We start from the raw sequence: 23,969 nt of genomic DNA, 5'->3' as shown, positions 1-23,969 counted from the left end.
ACGCCCTCCCCTGACCCCTCCCGCAAGCGGGAGGGGGGACTATCGCCCCAACCACCGCCGGCAATCGTCGCGCACCCGCGCGTCGGTATCGCGCAGTCCGCGTTCGAGTACCGCCGCCCTGCCCTCGCCCTCTGCCACGGCCGCAAGGGCGGCGATTGCGTTCGCTCTTACCCTTGGCACCGGGTGCGCCCTTGCGAAATGGTCGGCGAGGTCCTGGCCCTCTTCGGTCAGGTGGACTGCGCAGCGCAGCAGCATTTCGGCGGGGGTGATGGTGGGGCGCTTTGCGATCGTGCGGCGTTCGAGGTCGACGATATATTGGTCGCGCCAGGGGACATGCTCGCCCTCGTCCATGATGTTGAGGCTGATCGACAGGCGTTCGGGCGGACGCTGGCTGTGGATGTCGCGGTGGGCGCGGTAGAGGAGCATCGTGCCTTCGGCGAGGGCGCTGCGCTCGACGAATTCGAGGGCGAGCGGCTCGTCCAGGCGGCCGTCGACGGCTTCGGGATCATAGGTGTAATAGTCGCTGATATAGCCCGGCCCCCAATAGCCGGCGGTCAGGAAGCTGAAATTATGGTCGTGCGGCAGGCCATAGGCGAAGGCCGCGGGGCCGCTGGCCGCATAGGCGGCGTCGGTTGCGGCGGGCCAGAGGTTGGCGCGGAGGAAGAAGCCGCGGCGGCTGCGGTGGAGAAGGAAGACCTGCGCCGAGTAGCGGTTGGCGGCGAGCTGGTCGCGGTAGCTGGCCTTGAGCTCGGCGATGATGCGGTTGGCGAGGAAATGCCGGTTGCGCGCGAGCCCGGCGAGGAGGTCGGCGCAGCGCGCGAGGCTGGCTTCGCATTCGAGATCGACGCCGCTTTCGTCGAGGCGCGCGGCGACGGTTTCGAGGTCGAGTTCGGGGCCGGCGGACGGGTCGATGGTCTGGGGCATGGGGGTCCTTCCTGAGTGCCGCCGCTTTCGGGTGCGGGGTCTGGGGTAGTGCAGGCGGCTTTGCGCAAGGCCGCGGCAACCACCCCGCTGCGACTAGCCAGCAAGCTGGCGAGTCTCGCTGCCCCTCCTCTGGAGAGGAGGGGTGGGGTAGAGCGCCAGCGCCGCGGCGGCCGCCTGGCGGACCTCGGGATGCGGGTCGGCGGCGGCCATCCGGGCAAGGACGGGATGCGCGGCGGCGGGGTCGAGCGCGGCCAGCTCGCGCGCGGCGTGCCAGCGCGCGGCGAAATCCCCGGTCGTGGCTTCCGCGGCGAACAGCGGCGCGGCATCGGTGCGGCGCATCGTGCGCAGCAGGGTGAGCGCCATGCCCCGAAAGCTGCTGTCGCGGCGCGAGGCCGAGACATGGGTCAGGCGGCCGCTGGCGATGTCGTAGGCGCGCGTCGGCAGCGGCGCGGGCGGCTGTACCGCAAGCTCGAGCATCAGGATGTCGCCGTCGCCCCCGGAGAGGGTGAAGGCACGGCGCGCGCCGTCGAGGACAAAGGCTTCGCCCGTGCGCAGCGGGCGCGGCGGGACGGTTTCGCACCGGGCGGCACCGGCCGCAGTGAACGCGCCGCCTTCTTCGCCGGCGGAGACGCCTGCGCGGTGGAAGGCGATGTCGGCGCCGCCGCCTGCGAGGATGCGGGTGCGCGTACAGCCGGGGGCGAAGAGCGCGGCCGTCCCCTGCCCCCGCGCCTCCCGCGGACCGACGAGCAGGGTCAGGCGGATCGCGCCCGCTTCGGCCAGCAACAGCCCGCCGAGCGCGCCGCCGCCGACGGGACGCAGCGGCGGACGCGCGAACGGGTCGGCGCACAGCAGCGCAAGCGCCCGGGACAGGCGCGCGGCGAGCCAGCGGGGGTCGTCCTGCCACGGCGCGAGCGCGGCGACCGCATCGGCGGGGGCAAGCGCCGACGCGGCGCGCATCGCGGCGAGCAGGCCGTCCGGGGCGCTGTCGGCCGCCGCCCATTCGTCGGCAAGCCGGCTTGCGGCGGCGCGCATCGCCCGGCGGCGCCCGGCGTCGGCGCGCGGATAATGATCGTGGCGCGAGGGCATGGAGCAGCCAGTCGGCGCGCGGGCGGCGGCGGACCGCCCGCGCGGGCGATCAATCGTAGATGACGAGGACGACGGTGACGGTAACTTCGAACACCCCGGGCTTCGACGTCGCCATTTCGGTCGCGAACGAGCCGAACAGCCCGACCGCCGTGTCGAGCACCGGCAGCGCGGCGATGTCGATCGATGGCAATTCCATACTATCCCTCCTGTTTCGGCGCGGCGGATGCTGCCGCCCGGGATGGCTTAAGGAATCGATCGGACCCGCGATAATGAACTTATCGTAATGTGGAGAGCCACAGCGACAGGCCCGGCGGCGGCGCGGCGGGCGGCGCGGCGGCGGGGTGGCGCACCGCATCGGCGCGCGCGCGATCGAGGATCGCCGGCGCGACGGCGGGCGCGTGAAAGATATGGTCGGCCTGGCCGAGCAGGCGCGCGGCGCGCAGGGTCAGGTCGTCGGGGTCGTCGCTCGCCAGCCCGATCGTTTCGAGACGCGCCGGCGCCGCGTCGTCCGCCGGGGCCGCGAGCCATGCGTCGACACCGTCCGCGGCGCCGGGCGCGAGCGGATCGAGCGGCGCGCCGGCATCGAGCGCGGCGTCGATCGCCCGGCGGCGGGTCGAGGCATCGGGCCAGCGCGCCTTCATCGCCGCGCGCGCCGTCGACAGCGCGGCGGCAAGATCGCCGAGCCGCGCCGGCAGCAGCGCCTCGATGCGCTGGCGGATGGCTTTGGCCAGCCCCGCCGACGCGCCGCCGGTGCCGATCGCGATGGTGACGGGGGCGCGGTCGACGATCGCGGGGGTCGTGAAATCGCACAGCGCCGGGCGATCGACGACGTTGACGAGCAGTCCGCGCGCGCGCAGCCCCTGCGCGGCGGCCTGCGCGGCGCCCTCATCCTCGAGCGCGACGAAAGCGATGGCCGCGCCGGGTTCCCACGCCGACACGATGCGGCCGCCGGCGCGCGCGATCAGCCGCGCCTTGGCCGCGGCCGCCTCCCCCTCCCCGACCAGCACGACGATGCGGCCGGAAAGGTTCAGGAAGATGGGAAGCTGGTGCATGGCATGTCCTATATCAAGCCCCTCCCCTTCAGGGGAGGGGTTGGGGTGGGGTCCATCGGCCTTGCGCGGAATTCGATGCCCACCCCGCTGCGACTAGGCGGCACGCCGCCAAGTCTCGCTGCCCCTCCCGCAAGCGGGAGGGGTTTAGGTGCTACTTGATCCAGTCGGGCACCCGCTCGGCGGCCATGATCGTGCCCGCGGCGATGCGGTCGGCGACGACGATATAGCGGTCGCCGTCGACGAGCACTTCCGGCACGAGGCTGCGGCTGTTGTACGTCGACGCCATCGTCGCGCCATAAGCGCCCGCCGTGCGAAAGACCGCAAGGTCGCCCGGCTTCACCGCATCGATCGGCCGGTCGCGCGCGAAGGTGTCGCCGGTTTCGCACACCGGGCCGACGATCGAGGCCGTCATCGTCTCGCCGCTCGGTTCGACCGCAACGAAGTCGTGATACGCATCATAGAGCGCAGGCCGCGCGAGGTCGTTCATCGCGGCATCAACGATGACGAAGGGATTGGTCGCGCCGGGCTTGACCCACAGCACTTCGGTCAGCAGCACGCCGGTGTTGCCCGCGATGACGCGGCCGGGCTCGAACATCAGCGTGACGTCCCAGTCCTTCGTCACCCGCGCGACCATTGCACCATAGTCAGCAGGCGACGGCGGATCGTCGTCGGGGCGATAGGGGACGCCCAGCCCGCCGCCGAGGTCGACGTGCGTGATGCTGTGCCCCGCGGCGCGCAGGTCGGCGACGAGGCGGCCGACGCGCTCGAACGCCGCTTCGAGCGGCGCGAGGCTGGTGAGCTGGCTGCCGATATGCAGCGCGACACCGCGCAGCCGAAGGCCGGGAAGTCCGGCGAGGCGATCGAAGATTTCGGGCGCCACGTCGATACCGACGCCGAACTTGTTTTCGGCCTTGCCGGTCGAGATTTTCGCATGGGTGCCCGCATCGACATCCGGATTGACGCGCAGCACCGCCTGCGCGGTCATTTCCTTTGCCGCCGCGATTTCGGCGAGGGCGACGCCTTCGGGCTCGTGCTCGATATTGAACTGGCCGATGCCGCGGTCGAGCCCCTGGGCGAGTTCCGCACGCGTCTTGCCGACGCCCGAAAAGACGATGTCCGCGGCCGCCATGCCCGCGGCGAGCGCACGTTCAAGTTCGCCCCCCGATACGACGTCGGCGCCATAACCCTGTCGCGCCAGCACGCGCAGAACGCCGAGATTGGGATTGCACTTGATCGCAAAGGCGATGTGCTTTTTCGGCACGTCCTTCAGCGCGTCGCGAAACACCTGCGCATGGCGCTCGAGCGTGGCGCGCGAATAGACATAGACGGGAGTGCCGATTTCCTTTGCAATACGCGGCAGCGGGATATCTTCGGCGTGGAGGACGCCGTCGCGGTAGTCGAAATGGTCCATTGGAGAAATCCTTGGAAATCTATGACCGCCTGAATCGCCGTTCGCATCGAGCGAAATCGAGATGCCTCTCGACGTAGCACGGCTCCGATGGGTGTCGCGACTTCGCTCGACACGAACGGATCAATCAAGGGTCGTCATATCGTCAGCCCGGCGGGGGCAGGTCGAAATCGTCGGGTTCGCGCTGTTCCGAGCGTTTGAGAAGTTCGTCGCTGCGCGCGGGCCTGGCCTGCGCGTCGGGCGTCGTCAGCTCCTCGTTCGTCGGGGGGCGGGTCGCACCGACCGGGGTGACCGGTGGTGCCTGTCCGGCCACGGGCTTCAAATCCTCTTGCTGACCGCAGGCGCCGAGCGTCGCGAGCAGCGCGAGGCTCGTCAGGGTCGCGGCGACCGGGCGGCGGTTTCGCATCTCAATCCTCCAGCGCGGCGCGCGCCGCGGCAATGGCCTGCCTTACCCGCTCGGGCGCGGTGCCGCCATAGCTCATCCGGCTGGCGACCGATGCCTCGACGGTCAGCGCCGCAAGCGCCGCCGGCGTGACCGCCGCATGGATCGCTGCGGCTTCGGCCGGGGGCAGGTCCGACAGGTCAACGCCGAGCTCTTCGGATCGTTTCACGCAGGCGCCGACGATGTGGTGCGCGTCGCGGAACGGCACGCCCGCTTCGCGCACCAGCCAGTCGGCCAGGTCGGTCGCGGTCGAGAAACCCGAGGCCGCGAGTGCGCGCATCCGGTCGGTCCGGAAGGTCAGCGTTTCGACCATCCCCGTCATCGCCGCCAGCGACAGGGCGAGCGCGTCGAAAGCCTCGAAAACCGTCGCCTTGTCGTCCTGCAGATCCTTGGAATAGGTGAGCGGCAATCCCTTCACGATCACCGCCAGCCGCTGAAAGGCGCCGAGCAGCATGCCCGCGCGCCCGCGCACCAGTTCGGCGGCGTCGGGGTTGCGCTTTTGCGGCATGATCGAGCTGCCCGTCGACCAGGCATCGGGCAGGCTTACGAAGCCGAACGGCTGGCTGGCCCAGATCACCACCTCTTCGGCGAGCCGCGACAGGTGGATCGCCGCGATAGACGCCGCAGCGCAAAATTCGAGCGCGAAGTCGCGATCCGATACCGCGTCGATGCTGTTCGCCATCGGCCGGTCGAAACCCAGCGCCCGTGCCGTCGCCTCGCGATCGAGCGGAAAGCCGGTGCCCGCGAGCGCGGCGGCGCCGAGCGGCGATTCGTTCAGCCGCGCGCGCGCATCGCGAAAGCGCGAGCGGTCGCGGCCCGCCATCGCGACATAAGCGAGCAAATGGTGGCCGAGCGTCACCGGCTGCGCGACCTGCAAATGGGTGAAGCCCGGCATGATGCTGTCGGCATGCTCCTCGGCGCGCGCCAGCAGGGCGGCTTGCAGCGCTTTCAGCCCCGCGTCGATCCGGTCGGCGGCGGTACGGACCCAGAGGCGGAAATCGGTCGCGACCTGGTCGTTGCGCGACCGCGCGGTGTGCAGGCGCCCGGCAGCCTCGCCGACGATGTCCCTGAGCCGCGATTCCACCGTCATGTGGATATCCTCGAGCGCAAGGTCGACGGGCACCCCGTTCGCGGCATATTCGTCCGCGATCTGTGCAAGCCCCGCATCGATCGCCGCGGCATCCGCAGGCGTGACGATCCCCTGGGCGCCGAGCATCGCGGCGTGTGCACGGCTGGCGGCGATGTCCTCTTCCCACAGCCGTTTGTCGACGGGGATCGACGCATTTATTTCTTGCATGATCGCCGCAGGACCGCCACCGAAGCGGCCACCCCACATGCTGCTCTTTTCGGGAGAATTCGTCATTCGCCGCGTCCCAGATCCGAAACTTGCCTTGGTCGCCCTGCTGCTCGCGGGGGCGGTCGCGGGCTGCGATAGGGAAAAGCAGCAGGCGGAGCAAGCGGGCGCGGGGCAAGCAAATGTTTCGGCCGGTGAAGGCGCGCGGGGAATCGAAAGCTTCGAGCACAAGGTCGACCGGAGCCACGCCGGCGAAGCGGCGCCGACGGCGACGTTCCGCGGTCCCGACGATGGCCCGGTGACGCTGGCGGCCTTTCGCGGCAAGCCGCTGCTCGTCAACCTGTGGGCGACCTGGTGCACGCCTTGCGTCGCCGAAATGCCGACGCTCGACACGCTCGCAGCGGCGCGGCGCGATACGCTGACCATCGTGCCCATCGCGCAGGATCTGCAAGGCGCCGAGATCGTCGACCCCTGGTTCCAAAAGGCGGGACTGAAGACGCTCCAGCCCTATATCGATCCCGACAACGCCCTGCTCGACGCCGCGGCTGGCGGCCTGCCGACGAGCATCCTCTACGACGCCGACGGCAAGGAAGTGTGGCGCATCATCGGCGCGATCGACTGGCAGGGTGCCGAAGCGAAGGCGCTGCTCGCGGAGGTGGGGGCATAGGGTCAGGCCGATTGGTCACCGCACCTCCCTCCTTTCGTCATTCCCGCGAAAGCGGGAATCCAGCTTGGGGTCAGCCTATGCAAGCCCTGGATCCCCGCTTTCGCGGGGATGACAAAGGGAGCCTGCCGCTCTTCAGCTAGTTTTCATGTATTTGAAAGGCGCTTCGCAATATTGAAATTTTGCAGCCGCTGACCTAGCGCCGATCCGAACGATGAAAGCGGGGCGGCCGATGCACGATTATTCCGATATCCGCGCAGAGGTGGCGAAGCTCTGTGCGCAATTTCCCGGTCCCTATTGGCAGGCCAAGGACCGGCAGCGCGAATATCCGTGGGAGTTCGTCGCCGCGCTTGGCGAGGCCGGCTATCTGGCGGCGTTGATCCCCGAAGCCTATGGCGGCGCGGGACTGCCGCTGTCGGCGGCCGCCGCGATCCTCGAGGAGATCCAGCGCCAGGGGTGCAACGGCGGTGCGGTCCATGCGCAAATGTATGTGATGGGAACGCTGCTGCGCCACGGGTCGGAGGAGCAGAAGGCCCGCTATCTGCCCCGGGTGGCGACCGGCGAGCTGAGGCTACAGGCCTTCGGTGTTACCGAACCGACGAGCGGGACCGATACGCTGAGCCTGAAAACGACGGCCAAAAAGGATGGCGACCATTATGTCGTCAACGGCCAGAAACTCTGGACCAGCCGCGCCGAACATAGCGACCTGATGATCCTGCTCGCGCGCACCACGCCGCGCGAGGACGCGGCGAGCCGCACCGAAGGGCTGTCGGTCTTTCTGGTCGACATGAAGGAAGCACTCGCCGCGGGCACGCTGACGATCCGGCCGATCGACACGATGATGAACCATGCGACGACCGAAATCTTCTTCGACCAGATGCGCGTCCCCGCCGCGAACCTGATCGGCGAGGAAGGCAAGGGGTTCCGCTATATATTGTCGGGGATGAACGCCGAGCGGCTGCTGATCGCCGCCGAGTGCATCGGCGATGCGAAGTGGTTCATCGAAAAGGCCTCTAGCTACGCCAAGGAACGGGTGCTGTTCGGCCGTCCGATCGGCCAGAATCAGGGCGTGCAATTCCCGATCGCGCGCGCCTATGCCCAGATGCGCGCCGCCGAATTGCTCGTCCACGACGGGCTGTCCAAATATGAGGCGGGCGGCAACGTCGGCGCCGAGGCGAATATGGCGAAGATGCTTGCCGCCGAAGCAAGCTGGGCCGCGGGCGAGGCATGCATTCAGACCCACGGCGGCTTCGGCTTCGCTGCCGAATATGACATCGAACGAAAATTCCGCGAGACGCGCCTCTACCAAGTCGCGCCGATCAGCACGAACATGATCCTGTCCTACGTCGCCGAGCATGTGCTGGGGATGCCGCGCAGCTATTGAGCCGGGTCCTTTCGACGCGAACGATCCTTTCGGAGCAGCGAGCCCGGGCATTCGCACCGTCGTCGCACGGCGGCGGCCCCGCGATCTCAAAAGAAAGGGGCGGCCCCGCAGGACCGCCCCCTCTCCTGTCGTGGCTTTCCGTCCGCAGGGATCAGAAAGCGACGCCCAGACCGACCGCGAAGGTATCGAAATCGCTGAAGTTGCCGATGAACTGGTGGCGATATTCGGCCTTGGCATACATGTTCTGGCCCAGCTTGTGCTGATAGCCGGCGCCGACATAGGGATCGTCGATGTCGGTGAAGGTGTAACCGCCGGTGACATAGGCCTTGCCCGCGGCACCGACCTTGGCGCCGACGCGGCCGCCGGCCGAGAACTGGACGTCGAAGCCGTCCTTCAGAACCTTGTCGCCCGCGACTTCGGCGCCCGCGAAAGCGGTCCGGCCGAGGTCGAAGTCATAGCCGGCGGCGGCACCGATGGTGGCGTCGTCGAGGCCGGAGCCGGTGATATACCCGCCGCGCACTTCGGCGCGGGCTTCGCCACCGTCGGCGGCCATGGCGGGGACGGCAACGACGGCCGAGAGGAGAGCGGCTGCAACTGCGAACTTTTTCATTTTGTCATTCCTTTTCTTCATCAGGACCACGCCCTTTGGGTCGCGGCCCGGGGCCCTAAATGGCGCTCGCGGCTGTCGCTTCAATGAACATGTCATTCAGAATATGACAATTTTAATATCTGTGTTATTTTTACAACACGGTACAGAAAGGACGCGCGTTTTTACGCCCGCTTTTCAGCGGCAAACCGTGATTCCGGGATGGACGATTCAGCCCAGCGCGGCCTGTTTTTCGGCGGCGATGCGATCGAGCTGCGCGCGCGTCGGCTTCGTCGCGGCGCTCTTGAGCTGGCCGCAGGCGGCCATGATGTCGCGCCCGCGCGGGGTGCGGACGGGGGCCGAGATCCCGGCTTCGAAAATCAGGTTGCTGAACGCACGGACCCGATCGGGGGACGAGCATTCATAGGGGGCGCCGGGCCAGGGGTTGAAGGGAATCAGGTTGACCTTTGCGGGCAGCCGATACTGCTTGATCAGCCGGACGAGCTCGCGCGCGTCGGCGTCGCTGTCGTTCTTGTCCTTCAGCATCACATATTCGAAGGTGATGCGCCGCGCATTGTTCGCGCCGGGATAGGCGGCGCACGCTTCGAGCAACTCCTCGATGCCGTATTTGCGGTTCAAGGGCACGATCTCGTCGCGGATTTCCTTGCTGACCGCATGGAGCGAAACCGCGAGGTTGACCCCGATCTCTTCGCCCGCGCGCGCCATCATCGGCACCACGCCGCTGGTCGACAGGGTGATGCGCCGCTTCGAGAGTGCAAGGCCGTCGCCGTCCATCACGATCTTGAGCGCGCCCTTGACCTCGTCGAAATTATACAGCGGCTCGCCCATGCCCATCATCACGATATTGGTGAGCATCCGGCCGTCGGCGGTGTAATGGCCCGCCTCATCGTCCTCCTGCTCGCCGCCCGCCATATTGCCCTTTGGCCACTCGCCGAGCGCGTCGCGCGCCAGCAGGACCTGGCCGACGATCTCGCCCGCGGAAAGGTTGCGCACGAGCCGCATCGTGCCGGTGTGGCAGAAACGGCAATTGAGGGTGCAACCGACCTGGCTCGACACACAGAGCGTTCCGCGGTCGGCGTCGGGGATGAACACCATTTCATATTCCTGGCCATCGGCGGCGGCGAGCAGCCATTTGCGCGTGCCGTCGTTCGACACCTGCGCCTCGCGCACCGTCGGGCGGCCGACGATGAAACGCTCGGTGAGCCAGGGGCGCATCGTCTTTGCGATGTCGGTCATCGCGTCGAAATCGGTGACGCCGCGATGATAGATCCAGTGCCAGATCTGCTTGCCGCGCAGCTTTGCCGCCCTGGCGTCGAGCCCGGCGTCCTCGAGCGCGGCGCGCACGCCCTCGCGCGTCAGGCCGACGAGGTCGACGCGATTGCCACCGCGCAGGGGAACGGTGCCCGTCGTGACCGGGTCGATATGGCCGGGGATCTGCATGATGGGCGGCCATATAGGGAGGTTGGCGGGATTGCGCAATCTCCGCCGAAATCCTCCCCGTGACCGCAGGTCATGGGGAGGGGGACCGCCGAAGGCGGTGGAGGGGCCGCGCGCGCTCGCTGCGCTCGCCGCCCCTCCACCATGCTTCGCATGATCCCCCTCCCCATCGCTGCGCGACGGGGAGGATCGAGCTAGAGCGCCTTCAAGAATGCCAACCGTTCGGCGACCACGCCGTCCGCCTCGGCCTTGCGCAGCGGCAGCACATTCTGCACCAGGATTTCGGACGGCGTGGGCTGCGCCGCGAACAGCGCCATCACCTCGTCGGCGAAGGCATCGAGCGGCATATAGCCCTCGCGCGTCGATTGCCCCGGGGTGAGTTCGGTACGCACCGCGGGCGGCGCGAGTTCGATCACTTCGACCCGACCCTCGAGCTGGACGCGCAGCGCCTGCGTATAGCTGTGGAGCGCCGCCTTGGTCGCCGAATAGGTCGGCGCCTTGGGCAGCGGGACGAATGCGAGCCCCGAGGTGACGTTGACGATCGCGCCACCGTCCTGCGCCGCGAGATGGTCGATCAACGCATCGGTCAGCCGGATCGGACCGAGCAGGTTGGTGGCCACCGTCGCCTCGGCGTCGGTCAGGTCGCGCTCGCTGCCGAGCGCCTCGACCATCATCACCCCGGCGTTGTTGACGAGGATGTCGAGCGCCGGGAAGCGCGCGACGATGTCCTTGGCAAAGGCGGCGATCGCGTCGGGGTCGGTCACGTCGAGCGTCATCGCGTGCATATTCTCGCGTCCCGCAGCCGCGGCTTCGAGCTTTGCGGCGTTGCGGCCGGTGACGATCACGACGTTGCCCGCGTCGTGCCAGCGCTGCGCGAGCGCGAGCCCGATGCCCGAGCCGCCGCCGGAGACGAGGATGGTGTTGCCGGTGGTTTTCATGGTGGTTCCTCCGTTCAGGGGTTGGGGAGGACGCCTATTTATGCCTATACTCTCCAAAGGAAAGAAGGCACCCAAAAGTGCTATAGTTACCCAGAAGTGAGAATTGGATAATCCGCGATGCAACAGGCCGAAAAATTATCGCACGATCCGCATTCGCCGGTCGATCCGCGCGTCGAAATGCTGGTGAACGAGCTGATCGGGCGCGTTGCCGACAAATGGACGCTGCTCGTGCTCGAGGAGCTGGAGGATCATGGCACCTGCCGCTTCACCGAGCTGGCGCGGCTGGTTCCCGGCATCAGCCAGAAGATGCTGACCCAGACGTTGCGCGCGATGGAGCGCGACGGGCTCGTCCATCGCGAGGTGTTCGCGGTCGTCCCGCCCAAGGTCGAATATCGGCTGACCGACCTCGGCCGCAGCCTCGGCGAAGCCTTTTGCGGGGTGTGGCACTGGGCGGAGGCCCATCTGTGCGAGGTCGAAGGCGCCCGCGCGGCGTTCGACGCGCGAGGGTGACGAGTCATCATCAGCGATAAAATGCGCGGTGTGCTCCCGCGAAGGCGGGAGCCCATCTCCTGACCGCTCCACCTTGGGCCGGCTGGAGATGGGTCCCCGCCTTCGCGGGGACACACGGATTTTCCTGAGCGCGGTCCATAATGAGGGGCTGGCTGGAGGATGTTCGCTTCACTTCGCGCGCGTCGTCACCCGGATCGGCTGGCCCTGCTTCGCCTCGGCGATCGCGAGTTCGGCCTCGGCTGAGGCGAGGCGGCGGGTGTCGCGGCGACATTCGCGAACGTCATTCTTGCCTTCGAGGTCGTAGTCGGGCGCGGTGCCGCAGACTTCGACGACCGCGCGCCAGATTCGGCGGTCGAGCGTGCGCGCGCCCTTGTCGGTCGAAAGGTCGAGATCGCGATGCTCGACGACCGCGGTCCGGGTCGCGGGCGCATCCTGGGCGAGGGCGGGCTGGCCGAGCGTTAACGCGGTCAGGGCGGCGAGGATCGGAAGCTTTTGCATCTCAAATCTCCTTCGTCCGGCTGGTTGAGGAGGGGAGGAAGCCGGCAGGAGCAAATTAGGCGTTGGGGCGCGCCGGCGGGAGCAACGATGTTGCCGGACCATTCTGCGAAATTGCAGAATGCGGCGGCAGCGGTTATCGCGCACAAGCGGGGGACGCCATGTTCGACTGGAACGACCTCAGATCCTTTCTCGCCGTAGCCGAAAGCGGCAGCACGCTTGCGGCGGCACAGACGCTGCGCGTCAGCCAGACGACGGTCGCGCGGCGCATCGCGGCGCTCGAGGCGGCGACCGGCCTCGCGCTGTTTGAGCGGCGGCAGGCGGGCTATGCGCTGACCCCGGTGGGAGAGGCGATGTTCGGCCACGCGCTTGCGGTACGCGAGGCCGCCGACCGCTTCGGCGAAGCCGCGGGCGCGCGCTCGCGCGATACCGGCGGCACGGTCAGCGTGACGGTGATGGAAATCTTTGCCGTCACCATCCTGCCGCCGATCCTGCGCGACCTGCGCGCCGCGCATCCGGAGATCCACATCCACCTCGACACGTCCGACGAAACCCGCGATCTGGCAGCGGGCGCGGCCGATATCGCGATCCGCAGCAGCAAACAGCCGTCGGGCGCCGGCCTTGTCGGGCGGCGCATCGCCGACAATGGCTGGACGCTCTATAGCAGCCGCGATTACGCCGACCTGCACGGCATCCCGCGCAGCCGCGAGGACCTCGCCGCGCATCCCTTCATCGGCGGCGGCGGCCACGTTTGGGAACCCTATCGCGCCTGGTTGCGCCAATATGGGCTCGAGGATGCGGTGGTGATGCAATATGACACGGCGTCGGGCCTGTTGTCGGGCGTGCGCGCGGGGATGGGGCTATCGGTCCTGCCCGCCTTTGTCGCCGACCGCGACAGCGACCTGATCCGCTGCATCCCGCCGAGGAATGCGGACACCACCGGCCTCTGGCTGCTGACCCACGAACGCCTGCGCCATGTCCCGCGCGTGCGAACCGTGCTCGACTTCCTCGCGACCGCACTGACACGGCTGGCGCGCGCCTGAGCCGGCTGCTCCAAGCCTCCACGGAAAAGGGCGAATGCCGCGAAGCATCCGCCCTTCCCTTGCGACCCGGAACAGCTCCGGGGAAGGTCAGCCGACCGTCACACGGCCGGCGCGATAGCCCTTCTTGCGCATTTTCTTCACATAATCCTTGTCGGCGTCGACGATCTCGTTCGCCCATTCGTCCCACGCGTCCCAGCGATCCTCGCGGTCGCTGGCGCGCTTCAGATCGCTGCCGAGCTCCTTTTCGGCCTCGGTTATATCGGTCTGATAATTATACCAATATTGGTTATAGAGGCCGGCGATCGGTTCGGCGCGCACTTCGGGCGTTTCAAAGCCCGGCGGCGGGTCGTAGCGCAGGCTGCCGGCGGCCGCGCCGGCGGGGAGAGCCATCAGGATCGCGAGCGTCGTCCATTTTTTCATCGTCCTTCTCCTTCGTGACGCGATGGTCGAAGGGAACAACGAAGCGGAACGGCAAAATCTTCCCGGCTCGTCGGGACTTCGGCACGGCTGGCAGCGGAATTACGCCCCGTTGCCAGGGATTCCGAGGTTAACCCGGATGCGCTTCGTCGCCGACGGCGGAGCGCAGCAGGCCGCGGAACACCTCCTGCGCGCTGCGCCGGCCTTGCGTCACGTCGAACACGTCGCGTGCGATCGGCATGTCGATGCCGTGGCGATCGGCCAGCGCCATCACCGTCGGGGCGCTTTTCACGCCTTCGGCAACCATGTGCATCTCGGCAACGATCGCATCGATGTGCCGCCCCTTGCCGAGTTCGACCCCGACATGGCGGTTGCGCGACAGCGGGCTGGTGCAGGTCGCGATCAGGTCGCCCATCCCGGTCAGGCCGGCGAAGGTTTCGGGTCGTCCGCCCATCGCCACCCCGAGCCGGGTGATTTCGGACAGGCCGCGCGTGATCAGCCCGGCACGCGTATTGTCGCCCGCCCCCAGCCCGTCGCCCATGCCAACCGCGATCGCGACGATATTCTTGAGGACACCGCCCAACTCGCAGCCGAGGCGGTCGGTGTTGGTGTAGACACGGAACAACCCCGAATGGAAGAGCGGCTGGAGCGCGCGCACGACGATCTCGTCCTCCATCGACAATACGCTTGCCGCCGCCTGCCCGCTCATGATTTCGCGCGCGAGATTGGGACCGGTCAGCACGCCGACCGGGTGACCGGGCAGAATTTCCTCGATCAGTTCGGTCATCCGCTTGCCCGATGCGAGTTCGAGGCCCTTGGTCAGGCTGATCACCGGCACCCACGGACGCAGATGCGCCCGCGCCTCTTCGAGCACGCCGCGAAAGCTGTGCGATGGCACGCCGACGACGAGGACGTCGGCCCCGGCCACCGCTTCGGCCATGTCGGCGGTCGCATGCAGCGCCGGCGGCAGGCCGATATCGGGCAGGTATCTGGGGTTGCGGTGATCGCCGTTGATCGCCGCGACGGTATCGGCGTCGCGCGCCCACAGCATGATCGGCGCGTTGCGCGACACCACCGCCGCGACCGTCGTCCCCCAACTGCCGCCGCCGAGCAGTCCCACCTTGAGGCGCATATGTCTCTCCCTGTTATCGGGCGAGAGTGGCGCGGGATGGAAAGGTTGGCAAGCGGCACCTGTGCGTCGCCCGGGATCGAGCGCCGGGGGCGGGGATGATCAGGGATGCGCCGCCAGGAAGGCGCGCTGGACCTCGGCGGTGGCCTTCGGGTCCTCGATCATCGGAACGTGCGCGACATGGTCGAAGACGTGGCTGCGGCTGCCCGCGATTCCGGCCTCGAGCACCGCGACGCAGCTGACATCGATCAACTTGTCGTGGCGGCCCCAGATAATCAGCGTCGGGACGGTGACCCCGGCGAGTGCATCGTTGAGCGGTTTCGCCTCCATCTCGTCGGCGATGACCCAGAAGATCGTGTCGAGCAGGTCGCGGTAGCGCAGCGCGTCGGCATAGACCGCGGGCTTCAATCGCGCGGGCACGCGCACCGGCTTGTGAACGACGAACTCGACCAGCCGGTCGGCATCCTCGATATTGGCCAGCACGAGCGGGTTGTAGTCGCGGTCGGCGGCGAGCCGCTGAAGCTCGCTGTCGTTCGCACCGAGCACCCCCGCATTGTTGAGCAGGGTCAGCGTGCGCAGGCGGTCGGGATAATCGATCGCGAAGCGCAGCGCGATCCAGCCCCCCATGCTGTTGCCGCCGAGATGCGGACGCTCGATCCCCAGCGCGTCGAGGAAAGCCTTGAGCCGCGCGGTCTGGCTTGCGATGTCGAAGGGCAAGGTCGGGTCGCGATCATTGTCGCCGAACCCCGGCAGGTCGGGCGCGATCAGCCGATAGTCGCGCGTCATCCACGGCGCATAGAAGCTCCAGTGATCCTTGTCGGCGCCAAAGCCGTGGACCATCACCAGCACCGGCTTCGACGGATCGCCACCCTCCAGATACGGCCAGGCGCGGCCGTCGACGGTCACGCTCTTCTGCACGAGCCGCCCACGCCGCCGCATCAGGCCGCGCATCAGCGCGACGAGCCGGCCGGGGAAAACGAAGTAGAGCAGCGCAAGCGCGATCAGCGGCGCAAAAATGAGGACGAGAAGGAATTTCATATCTCTCTCCTTACCCCCACCCCTTCAGGGGAGAGGCTCGATCTACGCCGCCACATGCGCGTCGAACCAGGCGATCAGATCGCCGAGTACCGCGTCGCGTTCGGGCTCGTTGAAGATTTCGTGAAACAGGCCGGGATAGATTTCGAGCCTCTTGTCTGCCGATGCGACATGATCGAACAGGAAGCGCGAACCCGCGGGCGCCGTGAGCCGGTCGGCTTCGCCATGCTGGATCAGCAGCGGCAGCGAAATCGCCGCCGCGCCGTCGCGGGCCCTTGCCATCGCATCGAACATCTCGGCGGCGAGCCGCGCGCTGAGCTTGCCGGTGTGGACGAAAGGATCGGCAAGATAGGCGGCGACGACCGCGGGGTCGCGGCTGACGCCCGTCGGATCGAGCTTCATCACCCCGGCACGCGGGACATAGCGCGACAGGAAGCGACTGATCCAGACCGTCAGCTTCGACGGCGGCGCGGGGGTCAGGATCGCGGGGCCGGAGAGCGCGGCGGCAGCGAAATCGCGCTGGCGCTCGATCAACAGCAACGTCGCGATCAGTCCGCCCATGCTGTGCCCGAGCAGCAGGCGCGGCTTTCCCGGCCATGCCTCTCGCACCCGCTCGACCAGCCCCGCCATCCCGTCGACATAGAGCGAAAAGGACGGGACAAAGCCCATCGCGCCGCTCGACTTGCCATGCCCCCAATGATCCACGGCATAGACGGCATAGCCCGCCGCGGTCAGACGCGCAGCGACATGGCCATAGCGCCCGGCATGCTCGGCATAGCCGTGCGCGAGCAGCACCACGGCTTTCGGATCGCCCGGCGGCAGCCAGCGCGTGACGTTCAGGCTCGATCCGTCGCCCCCTTTCCACGGCGGCAGGACGATCGGTTCGTTGTCGGCGCTCACCGTACGGGCTTTTTGAGCGCGGCGCTGCGATGCCCCGGCCCGTCGTCGCCACCCTTGTCGATCCTCGCCAGGATCGCATCGAGCGCGCGACTGATCGCGGTCTGGGTGCGGACCATTTCGATCTTGGGCCAGGCGGTGCGCAGGCCGGTGTCGATCAGTTCGTCGATGTCGTCCTGCCCCAGGTCAGAGAGGATCTTCGTCGGCGACCAATATTTTGCGGGGCGGATGATGTTGATGTCGCCGGTATATTCCTGATTGATCACCGAACGCGCCATATTGGCGAGGCTGTTGAGCGGCGGCACGAGTTCGAGCGGCTTGCGAAAAATCACCATGTTCGCGTTGAGCCATGCCTTGAAGGTGGCCATCGACGCGTGCTGGATCGCCTCGATCGGCGCCATCTGCTTGCGGGTGTCGGTCGCGAAGGGCAGCGCGAGCGGGTTCGCCTGGCTGACGATGTGGTGGTTGACGCCATAGAGACGCTCGAGCCGCTTGGTCGGGATATCGTGGGTCACCGACCCGTCGACCCAGCGCCGGTCGGGCTGGTAGGGCACGCGCGCGCCGCTTTCGTCGCGGGCCATCAGCATCACCGGCGGAAACACGCCGGGCACCGCGCAGGATGCGAGAACCGCCTCGCGGATCAGCACATTGGGTGCGGTGATCGCGTTGAGCAGCCGGCCGTTCTGATGCTTTTCGGCCGGCGCGACCGAAACGTTCAGGTGCCGACCGGAAATCTCATAGGCTTCCTGAAAGGTCAGGTCGGGAATCAGCTGGGCGAGCCGGTCGGCGACCTCGCCCGGATCGAGGCGGCGCAATTCGGGGTCGCGGTCGGGATTGGCGAGGCGTTCGCTGACGAGGAAGGCCCCGATCTCGCTGTCCTTGCGCGTGCAGACGATCGCCGCGACGATTGATCCGCCGCTCGATCCCGCCAGGATGTTCGGCAGGACGCCAGCGTCCCACAAGGCCTCGACCACGCCGACGTGAAAGAAGAGGTAGCTGCCCGACCCCGACAGCAGGAGCGCCGACCGGCCGTAGCAATGCTGGGCACGGCGGAAGAAATCGCGCTTTTCGTCGAGCGGAATGCTGCGCGCCGCCGCGATCTTGCCCAGCGCGGCAACGACCTCTTCGACATAGGCCTCGATCAGTTTCTTGGTGCCGAACCGCGCCTTTTGATAGAGACGCTCGTTCCCCATCCCGTCGATATTGCCGTGAATGCCCTCGTTGAGCACGAACAGCAGGCCCTTGACGTCGTTGGCCGCCGACAGCATCCGCAGCTTTTCGAGGCGGCCGCGGATCGCGCGATAGTCGAAATGCTCGCTCTCGTCGGCATCGCGCCACGCCTGCATCCCGGATCTGGCATCGTGCGCCTGCGCGGCGTCCGACCAGCTTGCATAGTCGCTTGCCCTGGCAAGTCCGGCGTCGGCGCTGAGCGTCGGGGAAAAGATCATCTATTGGTCCTGCACGATTTTCATTTTCAGCGATTCTTGCGGGTTACGTTGCCTTTGGCAACTGTTTTGACGCCAGCTTCCACACCTTCGTCATCCCGGACTTGATCCGGGATCCATTGACCCGGCGCCGCGCGAATGGACCCCGGATCAAGTCCGGGGTGACGAAGGAGGTGATGCCTTCTTCCCCTTCGTCGGCGTTTTTGGTTTCGCTTTCGCCTTGGGTGTCGCTTTGGATGAAGCCTTTGTCTTCGAAGCGGGCTTTTTTGCAGGCTTCGGTTTGGCCGCCACCGTTTCGGTCTTGGACTGCGCGGCGAGCAAGTCGGCGAAACTTTCGTCGATACATTCGCGAAAAAAGGCGATATCGGGCATGATCGCGCGTTCGGAGATGATCGAGAAGCCGACCTCGCCATGATAGCTTGGCGTCGCGATGAACAGGCCCATGTTGTTGGCCAGCGGCCCGGCCCCATATTGCTGCACCAGTCGGGCGCCGGCGAGATAGAGCGGGACCTGCGCGCCCGGCACGTTCGAGATGAACAGGTTGGTGCCGCGTACCGCGAACCGCTCGCTGGTCAGGATGCGCGCGACCGCGGCCATCGTCGCGCCGGGAATATGCTGGGACAGGTCGGTCATCAACCGCGCGCTGACCCCCGCCTTCGCTTCCTTTGCCTCCACCGTATAGTCGCGGATCGCCGCGAGCCGCTTCAGCGGGTCGGCGATGTCGGTGCGCAGCGGCACGCTCATCGCGGTCACCTGGTTGCCCGGGCTATCGGCCTTGCCGCCCTTGCCGCGCCGGTTGATCGGTGCGACCGCGACGACGCTTTCCTTCGGCAATTCGCCATGCGCCTGAAGATAGATGCGCAGCGCGCCCGAACAGGTCGCCAGGATCACGTCGTTGACCGTCGCGCCGGGCACCTTTGCCCGCACCTTTGCGATGTCGGCAAGCGCGACCCGGGTCGCATCGAACATCTTGTGCGGGCCGACGGGCGCGTTGAAGCGCGTTTCGGGAACGCCGGCGGTCATCCCGCCGTCGGTCAGCATCGACTTGCGCGCCGCGGTCATCAGCGAAGGCGACACCTTGAGCAGCGCATTCATGAACTTGACCGGCGATTGCATCGACGCGGTCCAGGCGCGCGTCGCGACCTCCGCGCTGGACGGGGCGCGGCCCAGATCCTCCTCGGGCGGGTCGGGGATCGCGGGGGCCCCCTTGGCGTCGATATCGCTCATCGCGATGAAGGCATGCGCGCCCGATGCGCCGTCGACCGCGGCGTGATGGACGCGGTGGAGCATCGCGAAGCTGCCCTTCGGGATACCGGGGATACGGTCGAGCCCCTCGATGATATAGATGTCCCAAAGCGGCCGGTTCATATCCATCGGCTTCGAGAAATAGCGCGCGACCGCGATGCAGAATTGCCGCCAGTCGCCGGGTTCGGGCAGGCGCGCGTGGCTCATATGCGCCTCGATGTCGAAATGTTCGTCCTCGACCCAATAGGGATGGTCGAGATCGAGCGGCAGCCGATGGAGCCAGCGCTTGAACAGCGGCGAGGTGTGCACCCGGCTTTCGACATGCGCGATAATATCCTTGAACCGCACGAAACCGCCCGGCGCGGTCGAAGGATCGTAGATATAGATCCCCATGATGTGCGTCAGGTTGTTCGCGGTCTGCGTATAGAGGAACTGCGCGTCCTGAGCGCTAAGCTGTTTGAGCATCCTGTCCTCCCGTAGGTATCCGATCGGCGAGCGCCAGCGTCGACAGGCGCATGGCTTCCATGACGGTAGAAAGCCCGCGCAATTCGGCGAGCAGCGCGCGGCGGCGCGCGAGGCGGTCGGGCGTCGCGGTCTCGGCCAGCCCCATGTGACGCATCAGCGCCAGGCCGTTGGCAAAGAGCTGCTTGCCGATCGCCGCCTCGCTGCTGATCCGGCGGAGCAGCCAGGCCTGCCGCCCCTCGACGAGCGCGGCGTCGAGCAGCGCCTTTTCGTCGACCGCTTCGCCCGGCTGGGCGCGGGCGAGCAGATCGGCAACGACCGAATAGGCCTCCGCAAAGGGCAGCAGGATCGCGTGGCCGACGATCGGCTGGCAGCGCCGGATGATCTGCGCCACGCCGCGGTCGCCGCTTGCCAGCCGTTTCGCCCAGGCGGGATCGATCCGCGCCAGTTCGACCTCGATGGCCGCCCGATGCTCGTCGCGGGGCGGGTAGAAGAATTCGAATTTGAAGAGGTCGCGCAGCCTGTCGACCTGCGCCCAGAAGGCCGCGGTCGCATCCTGGCTGTCGGCATCGCGCAGCGCGAACAGCGCCAGTTCGATCATCGCGCGGTCGAGGAAATGGTGCGCGATGATGTTGCGGTAATAGCTCGCCATCGGATGATGCGCGGGCTCGATCGAATAGACCGTCTCGCTGCCCGCCGCGAAGCGCGTGAGGAGCCCGCCCCTGACCAGCGTGTCGAGCGTGGCGGGCAGCGCCGCCGCATCGCCGCTTTCGAGTTCGCGGCACAGGCGGATGCCGCGCGTCCGCGCCCAGTCGACGAGACGTGCGATCGTCGCCCGCATCTCCGCCTCGGTCACCCCGCGCGGTGCGGTGCCGAGCAGGATCAGGCACATCACCGACGTCACGGTCAGCGGCGTCACCCGGTTCGCCTCGACCGCGACCGCGAAGGCGATGCGTTCGAGCGCCCGCCTGTCGTCGGGACCGGGCGCCTCTTCGATCACGACGGGCTCGCCGATGTCGAGCCGGATGCGGCCCGATGGTTCCTTCAGGCTCTTCATGTAACCGATGAACCACGACAGGCTTTCGGGCTTCTTGGTCCGGCCGGTCTGTTCGGCAGCATATTCCTCGACATCGCGGATCAGGTCGAAGCTTGTCACGAAGGGAACGAATTTCACGCCCTTCGTCCCGGTCGCATGGGCCGCATCGAGGACATATTTCATCAGCCCGTATTTGGGCGGCATTAGCTTGCCCAGCCGCGAGCGGGTTCCCTCGAAGGCCCAGCTCAACGGAAAGCGCTTGGCGAGCAACCACGCGATATAGTGGCGCAAAACCAGCTTGTAGACTGGCTGGTCGCGAAAGCTGCGGCGCACGAAGATCATCCCCGAGCGACGGAAGAAACCGCCCATCACGGCGAAGTCGAGGTTCGCGCCCCCGAAACTGTGCAGCATCGGCAAGTCGTTTTCATAGGCGAGGCGGCTGGGTGTCGCGCCGTCGATATAGGTCTTGTGGGTAAACAGGATGCAGGTCGGATGCTCGCGAAGCACCGCGCGCAGCTTCGCGAGCGCGGCAGGATCGATCTCCATCTCCGGCTCGTAGCCGCCGAACATCATCCGGTCGAGCCGCGCGCGCAGGTCGAGGAAAAGCGCGCTCGGTGTCGCGATGACTTCCTTCATCAGGGGCCGTGCCTCGCGATACAGGTCGCCGACCGGACGCCCGAGGCTCGTCGCCAATTCGGCGAGCGCCGCGCGGAATTTCGGATCGGTGCGCAGGCTGTCGGCAACGAAGCGCGGAACCTTGTAGCGGCTACCGCGGATGCCGCGCTCGGCCACGTCGAGCGCGAGGCCCGCCTGACGCGCGACGAAGCCGGCGAATTCGGGTCCGTCGCCCTCTCCGTCCCCGCCCCCCGTCTGGTCCAGGAATCGCGCCCGCAGCGCGTCCTGCGTCGCCGCCTCCCCCACCAGTATCTGCGCCCGCCGCCGGTCGCGCAGCAGGATCGACCGCGCACGCAGCGCCCCCGGCCGGCGCGGGTCGCCGAACAGAAGGTGGCGGAATTTCAGCGCCCGGTCACGCTCGAAGCCCGGAATCCGCCACGCGACGCGCAGCGGCACGATCTCTCGCGGTGCGCCGTCGGCGAGCCTGGCGGCGAGCGCGTCCAGGTCCAGCGCATGGTCGCCCTCGGCGATCGACAGGCTGACCCAGGCCGGCTCGTCGTCTCCGTCGGGGTGGGCGACCGTCGCGTGGAGCCAGTCGAGCAGCACGCGTCGTTCGACCCCGTGGCGCGCGTCGATGATGTAGAGGCGTTCGGCCGGACCGGCTTGCAATGCGACGGGCGCGCGGGGCGTTCCGTCGGCCATGATCCTATGCCCCTTTCGTCATGGCGAGGAGCGGAGCGACGAAGCAATCTGCGGCTCGCGGCCATAGCGCTGGGCCGATGGCTGGAGAGTGCTTCGCTATGCTCGCAACGACGACGGAGCTCATGCGCTAGGCCGCCTTTCCCTTGCGCGGCGGAGGTTTCTTGGCGGCCGCCTTCTTCGGGCGTTTGGCCTTGGCCTTCTTCGCGGGCGGCGTCCCGGCCGGCTTCGCTTTCTCCTGGGCCTCCTCCTCCGCCTGCCCCAGCGCGCGCAGGAACATGCCGCGCACCTCGCGCACATGGTCGGCCATCGTCGCCACGCGCCACGCCGACGTGTCGACCGGTGGCAGCACGGTGACGCGCACCGTCGCGGGGCGCATCACGAATTCGTTCTTCGGCGCCACGTCGGTCGCATTGTGGATCACGATCGGGACGATCGGCACGCCTGCCTGCATCGCCAGATGGAAGGCGCCCTTTTTGAACGGTTCGAGCTTCGGCGTCAGGCTGCGTGTGCCTTCGGGCGCGATGCAGATCGACTTGCCGTCCTTTTGGATCGCCTCGACCAGCGGCTCCATCGCCCGAATCGCGCTCTTGCCGTCGGCGCGGTCGACGAAGACCGTGCCGCCCCATTCCATCAGCTTCCCCAATATGGGGATGTCCCTGATCTCCTTTTTCCCCACCCCGCCCATGTCGCGGCGGATGAGTTTGGCCAGGATCATCACGTCGGCCTTGCTCTGGTGGTTGAAGACGAAGACGCACGGCCGCGACGACCACAGGTGGCGCTCGTCCTCAACCTCCAGCTCGACCCCGGTGATCGCGGTCGCGAAATCGCCGAACAGCCCCATCGAGAAATTGACCGCCTCGCGTTGCGAGCGGGTCAGCGCCCAGATCGGCAGGCCCGCGGCGAAGGCGCCGACCAGCGAACCGGTGGCATAGATGGTGCGCGTATAGTCCACCCACGACGGCGTCCCGCGACTCGCAAAGCGCTGCACCGGCCAGCCGCGTTCGTCGGCGATCGCCTTCAACTTCATATTGGGATTGAGCGGGCGCGGCTTGCCGACGCGTTCCAGCAGTTCGATATCGTCGTCGCTGTCCGAATAGAAAAAGCTCTGATCGAGGTCGAGGCCGTATTCGGCGGCCAGTTCCTCGGCCGCGAGTACCTTGCCCTCGCCGAAGCAGAGCGGCCGAATGATGCCGCCGGTGAAGACCCCGTCCTCGATCTCGTACGACGAGCATTTGACGTCGGCGATGCCGAGGTCGCGCGCCGTCGGTTCGATCTGATAGATCGTCGCCGACGAGATGATCGCGACGCGGTGCCCCTTGGCCTGGTGTGCCTCGATGATCGCGCGCGTCTCGGGATAGATTTTGCGTGCGATATGCTTTTTATAGAGCTCCTCGCCGAACGCGACGAAGCTCTCCTCCTCCACGCCCTTCATGAATTTGGCGGCGCCGCTCATCAGCCCCGAAAATCCGATGGTGCCCAGGCTGTGCTGCGCGATGACGTTCGCGGTCTCGGCAATCTCCTCGACCGACATTTCGCGCCGCTGGAGCTTTTCGCGCAGCATCGCGGTCGCCGAATAGCCGGCGATGATGGTGCCGTCGAAATCGAAGAGCGCGGCGATATGCGGTCCGGGTTCGGACGCGAGAACTTCTTCCAAATGCGGTTGCGGCCTCGGCACGCGCATCTCCCCACCAGCGGCTTGTGT

At 67.3% G+C, this 23,969-nt stretch carries 23 protein-coding genes; 4 read left to right on the top strand and 19 right to left on the bottom strand.

Features of this window, described 5'->3' with window-relative positions:
• Positions 1-39: 39 nt before the first annotated feature.
• From AC58D2_RS02475 to argH, 7 genes are all read right to left on the bottom strand, one after another.
• Positions 40-924, bottom strand: a complete 885-nt coding sequence (locus tag AC58D2_RS02475) for a transposase (RefSeq protein WP_494227935.1) — start codon at positions 922-924, stop codon at positions 40-42.
• A 93-nt stretch (positions 925-1,017) separates the two neighbouring features.
• Positions 1,018-2,010: a HEAT repeat domain-containing protein gene (locus AC58D2_RS02470; RefSeq protein WP_497387019.1), complete on the bottom strand. Its 993-nt coding sequence runs from the start codon at positions 2,008-2,010 to the stop codon at positions 1,018-1,020.
• A gap of 49 nt (positions 2,011-2,059) precedes the next feature.
• Positions 2,060-2,206: a hypothetical protein gene (locus AC58D2_RS02465; protein ID WP_497387017.1), complete on the bottom strand. Its 147-nt coding sequence runs from the start codon at positions 2,204-2,206 to the stop codon at positions 2,060-2,062.
• Between the two features lie 79 nt (positions 2,207-2,285).
• Entirely contained in the window at positions 2,286-3,062 is a 777-nt protein-coding gene (locus AC58D2_RS02460; RefSeq protein WP_497387015.1) for a precorrin-2 dehydrogenase/sirohydrochlorin ferrochelatase family protein, read from the bottom strand.
• Positions 3,063-3,213: 151 nt separating this feature from the next.
• A complete protein-coding gene (gene lysA / locus AC58D2_RS02455; protein WP_497387013.1) occupies positions 3,214-4,473 on the bottom strand; it encodes a diaminopimelate decarboxylase in 1,260 nt (419 codons plus the stop codon).
• A 142-nt stretch (positions 4,474-4,615) separates the two neighbouring features.
• Complete coding sequence (locus AC58D2_RS02450) at positions 4,616-4,876, bottom strand: hypothetical protein (RefSeq protein WP_497387011.1); 261 nt, start codon at positions 4,874-4,876, stop codon at positions 4,616-4,618.
• A 1-nt stretch (position 4,877) separates the two neighbouring features.
• Entirely contained in the window at positions 4,878-6,248 is a 1,371-nt protein-coding gene (gene argH, locus AC58D2_RS02445; protein WP_497387165.1) for an argininosuccinate lyase, read from the bottom strand.
• Between argH and AC58D2_RS02440 the strand changes: the two genes are divergently transcribed.
• Together AC58D2_RS02440 and AC58D2_RS02435 are read left to right on the top strand one after the other, a co-directional pair.
• Positions 6,247-6,873 carry a TlpA family protein disulfide reductase gene (locus tag AC58D2_RS02440; protein ID WP_497387009.1) on the top strand — a complete coding sequence of 209 codons (627 nt, stop codon included), beginning with the start codon at positions 6,247-6,249 and terminating at the stop codon, positions 6,871-6,873. The genes argH and AC58D2_RS02440 overlap by 2 nt on opposite strands.
• A 229-nt stretch (positions 6,874-7,102) precedes the next feature.
• Entirely contained in the window at positions 7,103-8,254 is a 1,152-nt protein-coding gene (locus tag AC58D2_RS02435; RefSeq protein WP_497387007.1) for an acyl-CoA dehydrogenase family protein, read from the top strand.
• A gap of 151 nt (positions 8,255-8,405) precedes the next feature.
• On the opposite strand, the gene AC58D2_RS02430 is transcribed toward AC58D2_RS02435, so the two are convergent.
• From AC58D2_RS02430 to AC58D2_RS02420, 3 genes are all read right to left on the bottom strand, one after another.
• Positions 8,406-8,864: an outer membrane protein gene (locus AC58D2_RS02430; protein ID WP_497387005.1), complete on the bottom strand. Its 459-nt coding sequence runs from the start codon at positions 8,862-8,864 to the stop codon at positions 8,406-8,408.
• A 207-nt stretch (positions 8,865-9,071) separates the two neighbouring features.
• On the bottom strand, positions 9,072-10,301 hold the full coding sequence (gene rlmN / locus AC58D2_RS02425) for a dual-specificity RNA methyltransferase RlmN (RefSeq protein ID WP_497387003.1): 1,230 nt from the start codon (positions 10,299-10,301) through the stop codon (positions 9,072-9,074).
• 191 nt (positions 10,302-10,492) lie between these two features.
• A complete protein-coding gene (locus AC58D2_RS02420) occupies positions 10,493-11,236 on the bottom strand; it encodes an SDR family oxidoreductase (RefSeq protein WP_497387001.1) in 744 nt (247 codons plus the stop codon).
• A gap of 117 nt (positions 11,237-11,353) precedes the next feature.
• Between AC58D2_RS02420 and AC58D2_RS02415 the strand changes: the two genes are divergently transcribed.
• Positions 11,354-11,746, top strand: coding sequence for a winged helix-turn-helix transcriptional regulator (locus AC58D2_RS02415; RefSeq protein ID WP_497386999.1), 393 nt, complete (start codon positions 11,354-11,356; stop codon positions 11,744-11,746).
• 168 nt (positions 11,747-11,914) lie between these two features.
• On the opposite strand, the gene AC58D2_RS02410 is transcribed toward AC58D2_RS02415, so the two are convergent.
• Entirely contained in the window at positions 11,915-12,244 is a 330-nt protein-coding gene (locus tag AC58D2_RS02410; protein ID WP_497386997.1) for a UrcA family protein, read from the bottom strand.
• 158 nt (positions 12,245-12,402) lie between these two features.
• Between AC58D2_RS02410 and AC58D2_RS02405 the strand changes: the two genes are divergently transcribed.
• Complete coding sequence (locus tag AC58D2_RS02405; protein WP_497386995.1) at positions 12,403-13,284, top strand: LysR family transcriptional regulator; 882 nt, start codon at positions 12,403-12,405, stop codon at positions 13,282-13,284.
• A gap of 87 nt (positions 13,285-13,371) precedes the next feature.
• On the opposite strand, the gene AC58D2_RS02400 is transcribed toward AC58D2_RS02405, so the two are convergent.
• From AC58D2_RS02400 to AC58D2_RS02365, 8 genes are all read right to left on the bottom strand, one after another.
• Positions 13,372-13,704: a basic helix-loop-helix domain-containing protein gene (locus tag AC58D2_RS02400; RefSeq protein ID WP_497386993.1), complete on the bottom strand. Its 333-nt coding sequence runs from the start codon at positions 13,702-13,704 to the stop codon at positions 13,372-13,374.
• Positions 13,705-13,831: 127 nt separating this feature from the next.
• Positions 13,832-14,833 carry an NAD(P)H-dependent glycerol-3-phosphate dehydrogenase gene (locus tag AC58D2_RS02395; protein WP_497386991.1) on the bottom strand — a complete coding sequence of 334 codons (1,002 nt, stop codon included), beginning with the start codon at positions 14,831-14,833 and terminating at the stop codon, positions 13,832-13,834.
• A gap of 99 nt (positions 14,834-14,932) precedes the next feature.
• Complete coding sequence (locus tag AC58D2_RS02390) at positions 14,933-15,868, bottom strand: alpha/beta fold hydrolase (RefSeq protein WP_497386989.1); 936 nt, start codon at positions 15,866-15,868, stop codon at positions 14,933-14,935.
• 42 nt (positions 15,869-15,910) lie between these two features.
• Positions 15,911-16,765 (bottom strand): alpha/beta hydrolase, encoded by an 855-nt coding sequence (locus tag AC58D2_RS02385; RefSeq protein WP_497386987.1) that lies wholly within the window; start codon positions 16,763-16,765, stop codon positions 15,911-15,913.
• Positions 16,762-18,210, bottom strand: a complete 1,449-nt coding sequence (locus AC58D2_RS02380) for a DUF3336 domain-containing protein (protein ID WP_497386985.1) — start codon at positions 18,208-18,210, stop codon at positions 16,762-16,764. Before AC58D2_RS02380 ends, AC58D2_RS02385 begins: the two co-directional genes overlap by 4 nt.
• Before the next feature lie 147 nt (positions 18,211-18,357).
• A complete protein-coding gene (locus AC58D2_RS02375; RefSeq protein ID WP_497386983.1) occupies positions 18,358-19,917 on the bottom strand; it encodes a wax ester/triacylglycerol synthase family O-acyltransferase in 1,560 nt (519 codons plus the stop codon).
• The gene (locus AC58D2_RS02370; RefSeq protein WP_497386981.1) at positions 19,901-22,267 is read right to left on the bottom strand and encodes a glycerol-3-phosphate 1-O-acyltransferase; all 2,367 of its coding nucleotides are present in this window, start codon (positions 22,265-22,267) and stop codon (positions 19,901-19,903) included. The genes AC58D2_RS02375 and AC58D2_RS02370 overlap by 17 nt, the downstream gene beginning before the upstream one ends.
• A 127-nt stretch (positions 22,268-22,394) precedes the next feature.
• On the bottom strand, positions 22,395-23,948 hold the full coding sequence (locus tag AC58D2_RS02365; RefSeq protein WP_497386979.1) for an HAD-IB family hydrolase: 1,554 nt from the start codon (positions 23,946-23,948) through the stop codon (positions 22,395-22,397).
• Between the last annotated feature and the right edge of the window lie 21 nt (positions 23,949-23,969).

The sequence above is a fragment of the Sphingopyxis sp. CR5 genome (assembly GCF_059693785.1).
This window is presented reverse-complemented; position numbering and strand designations above follow the sequence as displayed.